The following is a 16,028-nucleotide window of genomic DNA, read 5'->3' as shown; positions in this document are numbered from 1 at the left end:
CCAAGCTCGCGCAAAATCAACTACATGAAACCGCCTGGTGAGTTCCTTCCGCACCGTGAACCGGGCGTGATCGCCGTACGGTCGAAGACGGGGCGACGGCGAGGCGGGCGGCGGGGAGGGTGCCGCGGTGGTGGGGCCGGTGGGTCGGTTGTTTCCGGAGTGGCGACGCTGAGAAGGATCACGCGTGTGCCCCCATGGGGACTCATACCATGAACACAGTTCAATATTAATGCACTTTCGGCATCGCAAGGATCGCGAAAGGTACCGATATGAGCACTCTGAAGCCCAGTACCGCCGTCGACATCGCCTCCCGATCCGACGGCCCCAGTCGCCCGATCCTCGACCAGATCGCCGACAAGTGGTCGATGACGGTACTGGCGGTCCTCGACGAGCCCAGGCGGTTCAACGAGATCAAGCGCCACCTCGAAGGCGTGACCCAGCGGGTCCTGACCCAGACCCTGCGCCGCCTGGAGCGCAACGGGATGATCAGACGACGTGTGCTGCCGACCTCGCCGGTCGGGGTCGAGTACTCCCTCACTCCACTCGGCGAATCCATATGGGAGGTCTTCGGCCAGCTGCACGCCTGGGTGGGCGCGAACGCGGAGGAGATACTGGCCCATCAGGCGGAGTACGACCGGCGGCACGGCTGTCGCGACTCGAACTCCAGAGCAGATCCCGGGTCCGCCGTGTCGATGGCCTCCTGAATTCCTCCCTGGCGCGGAGGCGTCAACTCCCCACCCCTTACCGCCTTTTCGCGGGCGGTGACTGTTTCGGCCGGGCAGGGCGGGGTGGCGCGGGTAGGGGAGTCGGCGCGGCCGCAGCCCTGCCGCGTCCGCTACAGGGCGAGGACGTACGCCCGTACGCCGGATTCGCCGGTGTGCAGCTTGAGCGGGTGGCCGAAGGCGCCGCGCGGGGTGGGCGGGCACGGGATGGTACCCAGGTCGCTGTAGGCGCCGTGGTCGAAGAGGGCCCCGCGCAGGTTCTGGTACGAGTCGGTCGCCAGAAGGGTGACCAGATGTGCGGGGAGAGATCCCAGGGATTCGCCCGTCCACGAGCGCACCCGGCCCGTGGCGGAGTCCGGCCCGTCGCGCTCCTGCACCTGGATGTGCGCGCCGTCAGGGTCTTGCAGCAGCAGAGCCCACAGCCTGCGTTGCACGATGTCGCGAGGGAGGGCGAACAAGCGCTGGGCCAGGGCGTCCGGAGAGCCCGAGAAGCAGTGGAACTCGGCGTCGGGCACGCGGTCCGCCGCGCCGGCGGGGTCTGTGCCGGTCATCTTCATCCGTCTCCTCTTCGTCCGGAAGGGCTCGGGGCCCGCGTGGGCGTGCGGCGGTCAGGAAGGGCCGGTGGGCGCCTTCACCGACCCGGGCCCGGTCCGGCCCCGCCGCCGGGTGCGCTCCTTGGCCGCGGGAAGCGTCATGGACGCGGCGGCGATCAGCGCCGCGGCGCCCGCCGTCAGCGCACCGGCCATGGTGGAGACGTGCTGCACGACCACGCCGGTGACGAAGCTGCCGGCCGCGAAGCCCACCCAGTTGGACGCGACCAGGCACGCGAACGCCTGCGCGCGGGTGGCGGCCGACGCGTACTCGCCGACCAGCACGGTCTCGATGGCGTCGGCCGGACCGTTGACGAAGCCGATGACCGCGAGCAGGGCCACGGTGAGCAGGGTGGCCGGGCCCAGCCCCAGGGCCAGGACGCACGCCCCGTACAGGCCCAGCGCGACGGAGAGCTGGGCGGGGCCGGTGCCGGGCAGCCGCAGCCCGCCGTACAGGAAGCTGCCGAGTACGCCGCCGCAGGCCAGCGAAGCGATGAAGAGCCCCGCGCTCGTGCCGAGTTCCCCGGCGTGAGCGGTCACCGTCACCTGCACCCCGCCGATCGCGAAGGCGGCCGCGGCCACCACGAGCTGGATATGCACCTGCCGCCGGTTCCAGTCGAGGCGCATCCCCGGTCCGGCCAGCGGCGGACGCTCCCGGTCCACCATCTGTACGGCAGGAGCCGCCCGCAGCCACCACACCCCGACGAAGGAGACGGCCGCGGTGACCACGACGGCGTACAGCACGGGCAGTACGACCACGATGGCCGCCACCAGCAGCGGCCCGCAGACGAAGACGCTCTCGGTCAGCAGCCCGCAGAGGGCGAACAGGGTCTTGCGGTCGTCCTCGTCCGACACCACCGCCATGTACACGGCGTTGGACACGGCCGTCGCGGGCGGGGTCGCCGCCCCGGCGAAGAAGGCGGCCGGAATCAACAGGACCGGCCATACCGAGGCGGCGACCAGCACCGTGAACAGGCCGAAGAACAGCGACTGCAGACAGACCGCCCAGGCCAGGGCGGTACGGGAGCCGCGCCGGTCGGCGATCCGCCCCCACATCGGGGACGTGAAGGCGAGGGCGACGGCGTAGGCGCCGGACACGGCACCGGCGTTGGCGTAACTCCCGCTCGCGTCCTCGGCGACGAGCAGCAGCGCCAGGCTGACCATGCCGGACAGCATGCGGCAGACGAATGCGGCCGTCACCACACGTGCGATGCCGGGGTGGGAGAGCGCTGACCCGTACCGAGCGAGGACTGCCATCCCGGTCACCCCTCACGCGGCGGATTCCTGAAGCCGGTCGGACGCTACCGGCAAGCCGGGAATCGGGGAAGTGCGGGCCGACGATTTCCGGGTAGCCCGGTGGTAAAGTCGCGACCGTCCCGAGAACGTCCAACCGCGCCAGTCGCGGGCGGCCGACTCGCCGAAGGCCGGACTCCGGCCTCGACCCCCGCCGTTCCGTGATTGGCCTGGCCGCCATCGAGCGGTCATCCGAAGATCAGGGGGTACGCGCAATGACCACCGAGTCCCTACGGACCTCCCAGCCCGTGACCGAGGCAACGACCAAGGCATGCAAGGCGGCAGCGTGGGACTGCCAGTCGCACGACTTCATGGGATCGCCCGAAACGGTGATGACGAACCTGGTCGGCCTGCCCGACGAGCTCGTCGGCCGTCGGGTCTACATGCTCATGGTCCAGGGCGACGGCCGCTCCGAGGCGTGTGTCTTCGAGCGCTTCAACCTTGAGGACGCGGAGAGCACGGTCTCCGTCTGGCCCGAGAAAGACGTACCGGGACTGGTCAGCCAGATCACCGAGGTCCTCGTCGCCAACCGGGGAGTGCACTGTCCGGGTGAGCAGGTCAAGGCCACTCTGGAGACCGAGCGCGAGATCCGCGTCGGCGCTCCGGCGCCCGCTCCGAAGACCGCGGCCGAGGCGTTCGGTCCGGTCCTGGACGGCTTCCGCGACGACAAGTTCGTCCGGGCCACCGTGCTGGTCCTCTGCTGACCAGGAAAACCAGGCGAGGGCGGTCACTTCGTTGTCCGTCCTCGTCGGCTTGCGCGTCCGGAGGGGGCGGCCGGTCCGGAATCCGCCTGCGGACAGCGCGGCGGATGCCGAGAGTGTTTGGGCCCGTCGCAGCCGTCGCCGCCCTGCTGCTGCCAGTGCTCCGGGCCGGCCACCTGCCGGCCACCGAAGAGGCCCAGCGGGCGAGCGCCGCTCTGCTCAAGCGGAGCTCCCGGACTCAGAAGATCTGCCTCATCGAGCGGGCCATCGAGCACATGCTCCGGCGCCAAGACGCCGGAAATCGCCGTCCTGCCCCATGAGTTGACCTCTTGACGCGATCACGGACGGAGCGGCGGACCGCGAGGTCCACGAGTGGGTGGAAGCGCGGGCGGGGCCGTACGGGCAGACGGAACCGGGCCGGTCTCCGCGGCGCGAGTGGGTGAGAGGCCCCACGAACCGGCAGCCGGTGGCGGGCGGCCGGTCTGGTCCGCGGACCGGGGGCACGGCTGCCGGCCAGATCACTCCGTGACGGGCAGGCACTCGGTGAGCAGGTCGACGACGTCGCGCCAGGCCCGCTGCGCGTGCTGGGGGTGGTAGCCGACGCCGGGACGCACGGTGTGGCCGACCGACGGGTGGTGGAAGGCGTGCAAGGCGCCGCCGTAGACCGTGAGGCGCCAGTCGACGCCCGCCGCCTGCATCTCGGCGGTGAACGCGTCCTGTTGGGCGGACGACATGATGGGGTCTTCCGACCCGACCCCGGCCCACACCGGGCAGCGGATGCGCGCGGCCTCGCCCGGTCGGCCCGTGATCAGTCCGTTGACGGTCCCGATCGCGCGCAGGTCGACGCCATCGCGCCCGAGTTCCAGCGCGATGGCGCCTCCGGTGCCGTAGCCGACGGCGGCGATCCGGCCGGGGTCGGTGCGCGGTTCGGCGCGCAGCACGTCGAGCGCCGCGTGGCCGATGTCCCGCATCCGGTCGGGGTCGGCGAGCAGCGGCATGCAACGGGCCAGCATCTCCTCGGGGTCGCTCACATAGCGCCCGCCGTGGAGGTCGAAGGCCAGCGCTACGTATCCCAGCTCGGCGAGCGCATCGGCGCGGCGGCGCTCGACGTCGCTGAGCCCCGTGCCTTCCGGGCCGATCAGGACAGCGGGCCGGCGGTCGGCACCGGCCGGGAGCGCGAGGTGCCCGACCATCGTGAGTCCGTCGGCCGGGTACTCGACCGTGCGTGTGGTGACTGTTGTCATGGGACCGGACTGTAGTGATCACCGAGCCCGGTCGGGCGGGAGTTCACCGCCGGCGGAAAATCGCGTCACGGCCGCCCGGGAGCGGCCCAGGGTGTTCGTGAACTTCACCACCCCCACCAAGTCCGGCCCCGAATTCACATGCGCACAAGGATTCAACCTGTTCACGGGGTGGCCGCCGCTGAAGGTGGCCGGAGTGGCCGCGGCCGGTATGTGATGGAGGGGAACCGCCTCGGTTCGAGCCGTGAGACGCCATCGGCGGGGCCGCCTCGAATTCATCCACCGCGGCGGGGCGGCAACCGGCCGCCATGCATGCCGGGACCGAGCGGCTCACGGACGAACAGCTGGGCAGGGTAGCGGTCTTGGCTGTCCCGGCCAGGCGGGGAAGGCGCGGCCCGACAGCCATCGAAGCCGAACCGCGTCGGGCCTTCCGGGCGCCGGCCCGGTCCGAACCCTCGACCGGGGCGCCGGCGTACCTGACGGCGCTCGCCCAGTTGATGACCGACCGCAACCACTGACCGCGGCAGGCGATTTCGCGTGGTCATCGAGGCAAAGGAAGTGCGAAGTGAATGAGGCGCAAGAACAATGCGGAGCACCCGTCGCCGCGTTGGGGCGCAGGCCCAGTGCCGGGTCGCGCATCGTCAGTGTCGGCGCCTACCGGCCCGCCGCCGTGGTGACGAACGAGGAGGCGGCCGCGTCCGCCGGGGTGGACACGGACTGGATCTCCCAGCGGGTCGGCGTCGAGGAGCGGCGTCACGCCGACGGTGGCGAGACAGTGGTGTCGATGGCCGTCGAGGCCGCCAAGGAGGCACTGGCCGATGCCGGCCGTACCGCCGATGACATCGATATCGTGCTGCTCGCCACGTGCTCGATGCCGTCCCCCATGCCCAACGGCGCTGCCTCCGTCGCCTCGGGGCTGGGGTGTCGCGCCGCGGCCGCGTTCGACCTCAACGCGGCCTGCTCGGGCTTCTGCCACGCGCTTGCCGTGGCGGACGGGTTGATCCGAGCGGGGACCGCCCGTGGCGTGATGGTGATCGGCTCGGAACGGATGACCGACTGGGTGTCGGCCGAAGACCGCAACACCGGACCGATCTTCGCCGACGGCGCGGCCGCCGTGCTGGTCATGCCCTCGACCGAGCCCGCGATCTTCCCCGTCGCCTGGGGCAGCGACGGCCGCAACGCCGACCTCATCAAAATCCCCGGTGACACAGGGGAGATGGAGATGGCGGGGCGCAAGGTGTTCCGCTGGACCACCACCGTGCTTGCCGGGGTCGCGCGGACCGCCTGTGAACGGGCGGGGATGGCGCCCGCCGACCTCAAGGCATTCGTCCCGCACCAGGCCAATCTGCGCATCATCGAATACCTGAGCCACACCATCGGCGACCACGACCTGGCGACCGCCACCGATGTGGTCCAGGCGGGAAACACCTGTGCCGCCTCGGTGCCGCTGGCCCTGCACGCGGCGCGTCAGCGAGGCGAAGTCCGCAGCGGCGACCCCGTGCTGCTCTTCGGGTTCGGCGCGGGGCTGACGTACGCGGCACAGGTCGTCCTCTGTCCGTAACCCGTCCACCGCACACACGCATCGACCGAACAACCCCTCAAGGAGAGAGACATGTCTGTGGAACAGAACACGCTGAAGCACGTTCAGAGCATCATCGCCACGATCACCAAGAGGGCTGCCGAGGACATCAGGCCGGAGCACCAACTGGTCGAAGACCTCGGCCTCGACTCCCTGCAGATCGTAGAAGTCGCCACGAAGCTGCAGAGGGCCGTGGGCAAGCCCATTGACGACGATCTGCTGAATGCCGAGGGGGCGACCGTCGGTCGCTGCGCCCAGATCGCACAGCAGGGATGACCCGCCGGCTCAGCCCCTCTCCGTACGCGCCCGTGCCGATCGGGAGGAGACCTTGACCGCACCGGAGCCGACGCGCAAGCGAGCGGCGGCGCTGCCCGGAGGGCGCCGGCACGGATCGTCGTACAGCCGGCATCGCGGCCGGCTGGTGACACTCCCCGCCGGGCAGCGCCGCACGCGCGCCCCGACCACCGCGAACCCGCGGTTCGCACCAGGAAGGCGAACAGCATGACCTCTGCCCAGGCTGCCCAGGTAGGGAACGGCCGCCTCACCGATCTCCGCAGCGTCGTCGAGCTGGCCCGGGAGATCTTCCATGCCGCCCGGCCCCAGGCCCCGGCGGTCGATTGCGCCGCGCCCGCCGCCCGCGACGGCGCGCGTGGAACGGACGCCACCGCCCGCCCCTCCGGTCGCTCACCGTCAAGAGACCTGCCGACCGCGACGCGGGAACCCCACGACCCCGCAGTCGAGGCGGCGACCGCGCGCCCCGGGACGGCCGCTGCGCGTGTCCCGGGCGCCGGCAAGGGCGTCACCGGTGTGGGGCGGGCGCATGGCAAGGTGATCCTGGCAGGGGAGCACGCGGTGGTGTACGGCGCCCCCGCGGTGGCACTCGCCGTGCCGGCACTGACGTGCCACGCCCGGGTCGCGTGCCGGGACGGAGATGGTGGTGGGGCGCCGGGAGCGGGCCGCGCGACTGCCCTGCCCACGAGCCGGGCCGATGCGCCGCGGGTGGAGATGCGTACGAGCGCCGAGTACAGCACCCTGTCCCCGGGCATGCGCATCCTCGTCGAAGCGCTGCTGACGCGTGGAGGCCCGCGCCGGCGGCCCGTCGTGGACATCCTGGTGGAGAGCGGCATCCCCTCGGCGCGCGGCCTCGGTTCCAGCGCGGCGTGCGCCCGCGCCGTCGTGTACGCACTCGATGACGCGCTCGGTCTCGGCCTCAGCGCCGACGCGGTCTTCCAGTACGTGCAGCTGTCCGAGGAAGCGGCACACGGAAAGGCGAGCGGCATCGACGCGCTGGCCACCGGAAGCAGCGGGCTCGTGCTCCTGGAGAACGGTCATGCCACCTCACCGCCGGTGGGCCGGGACTGCTGGATCGTCGTCGCGGACAGCGGCAGGGCCGCCGGGACCAAAGAGGCCGTCACGCTGCTGCGCGACGGTTTCGCGGACTGCCCCGGCCGCCGGGAGTACTTCCTGGACCGTTCGTCGGCCCTGACGCGCGAGGTTCTGAGCGGCCTGCGCGACGGCCGGTTGGAGGCAATGGGAAGGCGGCTGACGGACTGTCACAGCTTGCTCGCGTCCCACGGTCTCACCGTCGACCGGACGGACGCCCTGGTGGACTCGGCCCTCCGGGCCGGCGCCCTGGGCGCGAAGATGACCGGCGGCGGCCTGGGAGGCTGTGTCATCGCCCTGGCCCCCACGGCGCGGACCGCCGCCGAACTGGCCGGCCGGCTCCGACGGGACCACCACACGGACAGCTGGATCGCACCCATAGCGGCGAGGGACGGCCATGCGCGGGGATGAGCCGCCCGTGAGGGCGGCAGTGGCTCAGCCGAACATCGCGTTGGTCAAATACTGGGGCAAGCGCGATGACCGACTCGTCATCCCGTACGCCGACAGTCTGTCGATGACGCTGGACGCCTTTCCCACCACCACGCTGGTGCGCTTGCAGCCGCACGCCACACACGACGTGGTGATCATGGACGGTGTCGCCGCCCGGAACAACGCACAGCGCCGGGTCGTCGACTTTCTCGACCTGGTGCGGGAACGGGCGGGCCGGTCCGAGCGCGCCGTGGTGGAGACGCACAACACCGTCCCCGTAGGGGCCGGCCTGGCCTCCTCCGCCAGCGGCTTCGCCGCCCTCACCCTGGCCTCGGCCGCCGCGTACGAGCTGGAGTACGGGCCCGCGGCGCTGTCCCGGCTCGCCCGCCGCGGCTCGGGGTCGGCCGCACGGTCGATCTTCGGGGGCTTCGTCCGGTGGCATGCCGGGGCGCCGGACGCACCCGATCCGGACCGCGCCTCCTTCGCCGAGCCCCTCACGAGCGCCCGAGTCGATCTCGCCCTGGTCGCGGTACTCCTTGAGACCCGCCACAAGTCCGTCTCAAGCCGCGAGGCCATGCGCCGCTCAGCGAGGACGTCCCCCCTCTTCCCCGCATGGCTGGCGCGGACCCGCGCCGAGATCGGCGATATGTGCACGGCGCTGGACGAGGGCGACCTCGCCGCGGTGGGCGAGATCGCGGAGCGCAACGCCCTCGGCATGCACCGGACCATGGAGACGGCCACACCGCCGGTGCGCTACCGCAACCGGGACTCGTACAGGGTGCTGGAGCGGGTACGCCGCATGCGGCGCGGCGGACTGGGGGTGTGGTCCACGATGGACGCCGGCCCCAACGTCAAGGTGCTCTGCGCCGCACGCGACGCCCAACTGGTGGCCGCGGAGCTGAAGCGAGCCACCGGTCGCCCGGTCGTCGTGGCTCGCGGCGGGCCCGGCGCCGTACTCCACGGGGGGCCGTGATGCCTGCCGAAGTCACCCGCCGGGCCCCCGGCAAGCTCTTCATCGCCGGCGAATACGCCGTCCTGGAACCGGGCGAGCCGGCGGTCGTGGTGGCGGTGGACCGTCACGTCACCGTGTCGGCGACGCACCCCTCCGGCGCCGACGTGGTGCTCGCCACCGACCTGCTGGAGCACGAGGTGCGCCTGCGCCGCGACGCCTCGGGGCTGATCCCTCTGGACCCCTCGGACCTGCCGCACGCCCGAGGGCCGCTCGCCCACCTCATCTCCGTGACCGAGGTGGTCGCCGCACTCCGCACCGAACTCGGGCTTCCCGTGGTACCCGTACGGCTGGAAGCCCGCAGCGCGCTGCACGAACAGCGAGTGAAGGTCGGTCTGGGGTCGAGCGGCGCGGTGACGGTGGCGGCCGTCGACGCCGTCACCGCGTTGTGCGGCATGGCGACAACACGGGAGTCCCGCTTTCGCCTGGCGGCGCTGGCAAGCGTCCGCGTGGACGCCGGCCCGTCGGGGGCCGACCTGGCCGCGAGCGCCTGGGGAGGCTGGGTCGCCTACCGCTCCCCGGACCGGAACGCCCTTCGCAGGGCACTGGACGGCGACGGTGTCGCCCGCACCCTGCGCGCCCCGTGGCCCGGCCTCTCCATCCGCGGCCTGCCGCCTCCCACCCGACTGGACCTGTACTGCGGCTGGAGCGGCAGCCCGGCGTCCACCCCGGACCGAGTCCGCCGTCTCTCGCACGAGGCGTGGTGGAACAGCGCCGCACACGGCCGCTTCCTGGCCCGCAGCAGCCGCTGCGTGGGATCAGTGGTCCGCGCCCTGGAACGGGACGACCCGCCGGGCCTCGTCACCGCACTGCGCGACGCACGCGACCTCCTGGCCGACCTGGACACCGAGACGGGACTCTCCATCTTCACCGCCGCCCTCACCGAGCTGTGCGAGACGGCGGAAGCGTGCGGCGGGGCGGGCAAACCGTCGGGAGCGGGTGGAGGAGACTGCGGCATCGCCCTGCTCGCGCCGGATTCCTCCGCCGACCTGCTGCGCGATCGCTGGTCGCGAGCCGGGATCACCCCGTTGTCGCTGCGCGTCGCCCCTCGCGCCGCCGACGAGGCTCCGCACCACGAGGCGGAACCGGGCCCTCTCCCACCGCCCCTCCCCGTATCCACCCACCATCCCTCACCTCTACGACGAGGACAGCCACGATGACCGGATCACGCAAGGACGACCATGTGCGCCTGGCCGTGGCCCAGCACAGCAGCCAGGACACGCCGCCCGGCGGCGACCGCCCCTACCCGCACAGCCAGTTCGACGAAGTGCACCTCATGCACCACGCCCTCGCCGGCACCGACAGGGAACGCATTTCCCTGCGCACCCGATGCGACGTGTTCGACTGGCCCGTGCCGCTCTACATCAACGCCATGACCGGCGGCAGCGCCATGACCGGCGACATCAACCGCGGCCTGGGGATCGTCGCACGGGAGACCGGAGTGCCGATCGCCACCGGCTCGATGAGCCCCTACCTGAAGGGCCCCGCCACGGCCGGGACCTTCAAGGTCGTACGTGAACACAACCGCGACGGCTTCGTCATGGCGAACGTCAACGCCAACGCCACCCCCGAACAGGCCCGCCGGGCCGTGGGGCTGCTGGAGGCCGACGCCCTGCAGATCCATCTCAACGCGGTCCAGGAGACCGTCATGCCGGAAGGCGACCGCTCCTTCGGGTCGTGGCCCGCCGGTATCGAACGCATCGTCGCGGCGGTCGACGTCCCCGTCATCGTGAAGGAAGTCGGCTTCGGGCTCAGCGGTCGAACGGTGTCCACACTGGCCGGGCTGGGCGTCCGGGTGGCGGATGTGGCCGGCCGCGGCGGCACCGACTTCGCCCGCATCGAGAACGGACGCCGCCGGCACGCCGACTTCGCCTACCTGGACGGCTGGGGGCTGAGCACCCCGGCGGCACTGCTCGACGCCCGCGGCCGAGGTCTGCCGCTGCTCGCCTCGGGCGGCGTGCGCCACCCGCTCGACGCCGTCCGGGCGCTGGCCCTCGGAGCCCGCGCCGTAGGGGTATCGGGCGGTTTCCTCTCCACACTCCTGGACGGCGGTGTGGACGCGCTCGTACAGCAGATCACCCGATGGCTGGAGCACATCACCGCCCTCATGACGCTCCTCGGCGCGACCCGGCCGGCGGAACTGCCCGAGTGCGACGTGCTGCTGACCGGCTCCCTGCACGAGTTCTACGCCTCGCAGGGCATCGACACCCCGACAAGAAAGGAGCACCACGATGACCGACCAAGCCGAAACAGCTCTCCGGAGCGAGGCGTCCAGCACTCCTGAGCGGCGCTGCGCGGAGATCCCCATGCGCTGGGTCGGGCCGATACGGATCTCGGGCAACGTGGCCACCGCCGAGGCGGAGGTGCCGCTGGCGACCTACGAATCCCCTCTGTGGCCGTCCGTCGGCCGCGGCGCGCGAATCTCCCGGATGGTCGAGGGCGGCATCAAGGCCACCTTGGTGGACGAGCGTATGACGCGTTCCGTCCTCGTGGAGGCCGAGGACGCCGCGGCCGCCCACGCCGCGGCGCGCGCCGCGCACGGCCGCTTCCCCGAACTCTGCGAGATCACCCGGTCCACCAGCCGCTTCGCCGAACTCCTGGCCGTACGGGACGAAATCGCCGGCCCCCTGCTCTTTCTGCGCTTCGAGTTCGCCACCGGCGACGCGTCCGGCCACAACATGGCCACGCTGGCCTCCGACGCGCTGCTCACCCACCTGCTCTCACACATCCCCGGTATCCGCTACGGATCCATCTCGGCCAACTACTGCACCGACAAGAAGGCCACCGCCATCAACGGCATCCTCGGCCGGGGCAAGAACGTGATCGCCGAGATCCGGATACCCGAGGAGACCGTGAGCACCGTCCTGCGCACCACAGCGGCACAGGTCGTGAAACTCAACGTGAACAAGAACCTGGTCGGGACGCTGCTCGCCGGCGGCATCCGCTCGGCCAACGCCCACTACGCGAACATGCTCCTCGCCCTCTACCTCGCCACCGGCCAGGACGCCGCCAACATCGTGGAAGGTTCGCAGGGCGTCACCTTCGCCGAGGACCGCGAAGGCGATCTCTACTTCTCCTGCACCCTGCCCAACCTCATCGTGGGCTCGGTCGGCAGCGGCAAGGGGCCCGGCTTCATCGAGGAAGCCCTCACCCGCCTCGGGTGCCGCGAAGAGCGCCCCACGGGCGAGAACGCCCGCCGCCTCGCCGCGTTCGCGGCCGCCACCGTCCTGTGCGGCGAACTGTCCCTCCTGGCCGCACAGACCAACCCCGGCGAACTGATGAAGACCCACACCCGATTCGAACGCCACAAGGGAGCCTCCCATGACCGCTGATCCCGCCGTCGGCATTCATGACCTGTCCTTCGCGACCGGCAGCCTCGTGCTCACACACGAGGAACTCGGCAAGCACACCGGCACCAGCCTGTCCAAGTACCACGAAGGAATCGGCCAGCGGGCGATGAGCGTGCCGAGCCCCGACGAGGACATCGTCACCATGGCCGCCGACGCGGCCCGGCCGGTCATCGAGCGGCATGGCGCCGACCGCGTCCGCACCCTGCTGCTCGCCACCGAGACCGCCGTCGACCAGTCCAAGGCCGCGGGGGTCTACGTCCACTCCCTGCTGGGCCTCCCCTCACAGGTCCGTGTCGTCGAACTCAAGCAGGCTTGTTACGGGGCGACCGCGGCCCTTCAGTTCGCGACCGCCCTGGTCCAGCGCGACCCGGCCCAACAGGTCCTCGTCCTCGCCAGCGATGTGGCCCGCTACGACCTCGACAGCCCCGGAGAAGCCACCCAGGGCGCCGCCGCGGTGGCCATGCTGGTGTCGGCCGAGCCCGCTCTCGTCGAGATCAACAACCCGTCCGGCCTGTTCACCCAGGACGTCATGGACTTCTGGCGCCCCAACTACCGCAGTACCGCGGTCGTCGACGGCAAGAAGTCGCTCGGCGTCTACCTCCGGGCCGTCGACGCCGCCTGGCACGACTACCAGGAACGGGGCGGACTCCCGCTGGAGAAGATCCACAACGTCTGCTACCACCAGCCCTTCACCCGGATGGCGTTCAAGGCCCATCAGCAACTCCTGCACTCGGCCGGCCTGGACGCCGACGACGAGGCGGCCATCGACCGGGCCGTCGCGCCGACAACCCACTACAACGAGATCGTCGGCAACAGCTACACCGCCTCCATGTACCTCGCACTCGCGTCCCTCCTGGAGACGGGCAGCCCACTCGACGGCGAGACGCTGGGCTTCTTCAGTTACGGCTCGGGCAGCGTCGCCGAGTTCTTCACCGGACAGGTGTGCCCCGGCTACCGGACCGCCCTGCGGACGGACGCCCATCGAGAGGCCATCGCACGCCGCCGCGCCATCGACTACGCGACATACCGCCGCCTGCACGCCCAGCGCCTGCCCACCGACGGGCGACGCCACGAACTCGCCCACCAGACCCTGGGCGGCTTCCGCCTGGCCCGCGTCCAAGCACATCAACGCATCTACGAGGCGGCCGGAAGGCGATTGTGACACCTGCCCCCGGACCCGTGACCCGGTGCCTGGACGACGGGGGCGGAGACGGTGACGGTGACGTCGGCGAGCGCGACAGCCGAGGCGGCGGAGGCAGCGGAGGCGAGCCAGGGCCGAAGAGGTCTCCTGGTACGTATCCGAGACCGCCAACTCGCATCCGCGCGCGCCTGGTTGGCCATCGCCCCGGCGCATCGGCGTGCCGATCGGCCGGCGAAGCGGTACGGAGCAGCCCCCAGGGCGGACATGCCGCCGGATGGCTGGCGGCCGCCAATCCGGCGTTCGCGACTCCGGCGTTCGCCATTCGGGCGTTCGCTCCGATGCGGGCGGAAGCCGAGACCCTGGGCCCGTGACGGCGGGATCAGACGGCGGGCCAGGTGTCGGGCCAGGCGCCGGATCAGGCGCGGGTTCAGGCGCGGGTTCAGGCGTCGAGGGCGTAATTCGCCTGGTCAGCGGCTTGATGAATTCGTTCGTGCTCGCGGGCGAGGACGGCTCGGTACGGCTGCGCTGTGTGATGATGCTCCGATGGCAGCCGGTCCTGGGGAGGGCCGGATTCATGAGAAGGGGCGGGAACGCGGCGTGGGCAAGGGCGGGTCCATATCGGATGAGGAGTGGGATCGCTTCCTGCGGGAGGCCGGGGCCGAGGCTCCGGGGGCACCAGAGGAACCATCGGCGCGGGCGCGAATCGTGGCCCGGCGGTTGCGGGAGGAGCCCGGTCGGCCAGAGGGGTGGCGGACGTACCAGCCGGTGCGGCGTCGACAGTTCAAGGGCTGGTACGTAGTCGGGCTGCTTGCCGCGGTCGCCCTGCTCGTGGTGGCCCTGATTCCGGGGAAGCTGACGGGATGGTTCGGGGGCGACGACGGTACGCCGCAGGCCGCCGAATCCGAGCGGCCGGGGCACCCGCCGGCGGCGGCAGCGGCTCAACGACCCACGCTGGACGCGCCATACAGGGGGTCGCCCGCCGCGCAGTGGAGCGACGGAGCGGCAGGAATCCATGTGCCTGCCGCGCGGGCGACCGGCTGGATGGACCGGGCCCAGGTCGCGCGGGCCCTCGACCGGTCCCGGGATTTTCTCGTCGCGTCCAGCCTGGATTCCGGCGTGCTGCGCGGTGACCGGCCCGACAAGGCGATCGCGTTGATCAACCCGCATCAGGAAGACGTGCAGGGCTACCTGACCGCCGCGTTCCACACGCCCAGCCGCGAGAACGACCCTCTGCTGCTGTTCAGCCGTTTCGAGAAGTCGAAGGTGCGGCTGGTCGGGGACGTGGTCAAGACGCGGGGACGGATCACGTTTCGCGAAGGCAAGCGCGGCGCGGTCGAGGTGACCGCCGACGTCACGTACGTCTATCCCGTCGTCCGCTCCGCAGCGGGCGACGATGATGTCGTGCGCACCATCGTGCGCCGCGAGACCGTCATGAGCTGGGACGACCCGGCGAAGGTGAACACCGAGCCGGGCACCTTCTCCCTCGTCTCCTACAAGTCCGACACCACCAACGGCGGTTGTGACAAACCCACCGGCTACTTCACCCCTCCCTTCGGCGCCGGACGGGCCACCTCGGGCGGCTCCGAGGTCGACCCGTACGACCGGAGCACGCCGATGGACGCACGTACGCGGGAGACCGACGGATCGGGCTGCGGAACCGCCACTCGGTCGTGAGTGGCACACGACTCGTAGTCGAACTCCTTTTTCGCGGCCCGTAGCGGCTCCCCTTGACCGCGACCGCTCCGGGCTCGGGACTGGTTGCCGTCGGCATGGTCGGCGGTGTGCGCGGTGGCGACCAGCCCAGCGTCGTCCGGTATCTGTACCGCGTCCCGCCGGCGGCCGGCGCGTTGTTCGGACAGTCCGTCGTGATCCAGCCTAGGCATGACGGCCCCCTGTTCCGTGCGTCCACTCGGAACCTACCCGCGCAGACACGCGTGGGAATACCTCCGCCCTCGAACCCGTCGGTTCGGGGGCGGCTGCATGTGGTGAGATCGGCGCATGACCACTCGTGTCCTGTACCTGTTCGGCTCTGCGGCTCCGCCCGTCCTGAACGTCGCTTCCGTGATCCGACAGGCCCAGGAGCAGGGGTGGCAGGTATGTCTCGGGCTGACCCCAACGGCCGCTCATTGGTTGGAGGATCAGCTGGCTGACCTGACCGAGTTGACAGGGCACCCGGTGCGCACGCGGTACAAGATGCCGGGCGAGCAGGACGTATGGCCGCCGGCGCACGCCGTGTTGGTTGCCCCGGCGACGTTCAACACGGTCAACCAATGGGCGTTGGGTATCACGAACCACTTCGTGGTCGGATTCGTGGCGGAGGCGATCGGCAAGGGGATTCCGTTGGCGGCAATGCCGTGCGTGAACAGGGCCTTCGCTCAGCATCCGCAGTTCGAGCGGTCGGTGGCCACGCTGCGGGAGGCCGGGGTGAGCGTGCTCTATGGCGAAGGCGGCTTTGTCCCGAATGAGCCCGGGAAGGGAAGCCCGGAAAGATTCCCCTGGGATTTGGCGCTGAATGAGGCCGCTCGGATCGCCATCGATCAAGTCCGACACCACCAACGGCGGTTGTGACGACCCCGCCGGCTACTTCACC

The 16,028-nt window shown here is 71.1% G+C and carries 15 protein-coding genes; 12 read left to right on the top strand and 3 right to left on the bottom strand.

All coding sequences use genetic code 11. The features are described from left to right. Window positions 1-269 precede the first annotated feature (269 nt). Entirely contained in the window at window positions 270-704 is a 435-nt protein-coding gene (locus AC07AB_RS20370) for a winged helix-turn-helix transcriptional regulator (RefSeq protein ID WP_478568701.1), read from the top strand. Between the two features lie 131 nt (window positions 705-835). On the opposite strand, the gene AC07AB_RS20365 is transcribed toward AC07AB_RS20370, so the two are convergent. Both AC07AB_RS20365 and AC07AB_RS20360 read right to left on the bottom strand, forming a co-directional pair. Further along, a complete protein-coding gene (locus AC07AB_RS20365) occupies window positions 836-1,273 on the bottom strand; it encodes a hypothetical protein (RefSeq protein ID WP_478568698.1) in 438 nt (145 codons plus the stop codon). 57 nt (window positions 1,274-1,330) lie between these two features. Continuing rightward, window positions 1,331-2,569: an MFS transporter gene (locus tag AC07AB_RS20360; RefSeq protein WP_478568695.1), complete on the bottom strand. Its 1,239-nt coding sequence runs from the start codon at window positions 2,567-2,569 to the stop codon at window positions 1,331-1,333. Window positions 2,570-2,820: 251 nt separating this feature from the next. On the opposite strand from AC07AB_RS20360, the gene AC07AB_RS20355 reads away from it, so the two are divergent. Next, complete coding sequence (locus AC07AB_RS20355) at window positions 2,821-3,309, top strand: hypothetical protein (RefSeq protein WP_478568692.1); 489 nt, start codon at window positions 2,821-2,823, stop codon at window positions 3,307-3,309. A 515-nt stretch (window positions 3,310-3,824) separates the two neighbouring features. On the opposite strand, the gene AC07AB_RS20350 is transcribed toward AC07AB_RS20355, so the two are convergent. Then, on the bottom strand, window positions 3,825-4,550 hold the full coding sequence (locus AC07AB_RS20350; RefSeq protein WP_478568690.1) for a dienelactone hydrolase family protein: 726 nt from the start codon (window positions 4,548-4,550) through the stop codon (window positions 3,825-3,827). 562 nt (window positions 4,551-5,112) lie between these two features. Between AC07AB_RS20350 and AC07AB_RS20345 the strand changes: the two genes are divergently transcribed. The 10 genes from AC07AB_RS20345 (at window position 5,113) to AC07AB_RS20300 (ending at window position 16,006) form a co-directional block, all read left to right on the top strand. Beyond that, the gene (locus tag AC07AB_RS20345; protein ID WP_478568687.1) at window positions 5,113-6,108 is read left to right on the top strand and encodes a beta-ketoacyl-ACP synthase 3; all 996 of its coding nucleotides are present in this window, start codon (window positions 5,113-5,115) and stop codon (window positions 6,106-6,108) included. A gap of 51 nt (window positions 6,109-6,159) precedes the next feature. Then, window positions 6,160-6,402 (top strand): acyl carrier protein, encoded by a 243-nt coding sequence (locus AC07AB_RS20340; protein ID WP_478568684.1) that lies wholly within the window; start codon window positions 6,160-6,162, stop codon window positions 6,400-6,402. A gap of 225 nt (window positions 6,403-6,627) precedes the next feature. Continuing rightward, the gene (mvk, locus tag AC07AB_RS20335; protein WP_478568681.1) at window positions 6,628-7,920 is read left to right on the top strand and encodes a mevalonate kinase; all 1,293 of its coding nucleotides are present in this window, start codon (window positions 6,628-6,630) and stop codon (window positions 7,918-7,920) included. Window positions 7,921-7,927: 7 nt separating this feature from the next. After that, window positions 7,928-8,911 (top strand): diphosphomevalonate decarboxylase, encoded by a 984-nt coding sequence (gene mvaD / locus AC07AB_RS20330; RefSeq protein ID WP_478568678.1) that lies wholly within the window; start codon window positions 7,928-7,930, stop codon window positions 8,909-8,911. Further along, window positions 8,911-10,107: a phosphomevalonate kinase gene (locus tag AC07AB_RS20325; protein WP_478568675.1), complete on the top strand. Its 1,197-nt coding sequence runs from the start codon at window positions 8,911-8,913 to the stop codon at window positions 10,105-10,107. Before mvaD ends, AC07AB_RS20325 begins: the two co-directional genes overlap by 1 nt. Next, window positions 10,104-11,231 carry a type 2 isopentenyl-diphosphate Delta-isomerase gene (gene fni / locus AC07AB_RS20320; protein WP_478568672.1) on the top strand — a complete coding sequence of 376 codons (1,128 nt, stop codon included), beginning with the start codon at window positions 10,104-10,106 and terminating at the stop codon, window positions 11,229-11,231. Before AC07AB_RS20325 ends, fni begins: the two co-directional genes overlap by 4 nt. Next, entirely contained in the window at window positions 11,179-12,279 is a 1,101-nt protein-coding gene (locus tag AC07AB_RS20315) for a hydroxymethylglutaryl-CoA reductase (protein WP_478568669.1), read from the top strand. The genes fni and AC07AB_RS20315 overlap by 53 nt, the downstream gene beginning before the upstream one ends. Next, the gene (locus tag AC07AB_RS20310) at window positions 12,269-13,459 is read left to right on the top strand and encodes a hydroxymethylglutaryl-CoA synthase (protein WP_478568666.1); all 1,191 of its coding nucleotides are present in this window, start codon (window positions 12,269-12,271) and stop codon (window positions 13,457-13,459) included. Before AC07AB_RS20315 ends, AC07AB_RS20310 begins: the two co-directional genes overlap by 11 nt. A 576-nt stretch (window positions 13,460-14,035) precedes the next feature. Beyond that, window positions 14,036-15,112: a hypothetical protein gene (locus tag AC07AB_RS20305; RefSeq protein WP_478569220.1), complete on the top strand. Its 1,077-nt coding sequence runs from the start codon at window positions 14,036-14,038 to the stop codon at window positions 15,110-15,112. A 324-nt stretch (window positions 15,113-15,436) separates the two neighbouring features. After that, window positions 15,437-16,006 carry a flavoprotein gene (locus AC07AB_RS20300; protein WP_478568663.1) on the top strand — a complete coding sequence of 190 codons (570 nt, stop codon included), beginning with the start codon at window positions 15,437-15,439 and terminating at the stop codon, window positions 16,004-16,006. Window positions 16,007-16,028: the final 22 nt, after the last annotated feature.

It is taken from the genome of Streptomyces sp. NPDC044033, from assembly GCF_056434425.1.
Note: the sequence above shows the minus strand (reverse complement) of the source record. Positions and strands in the feature narration are given on the sequence as shown.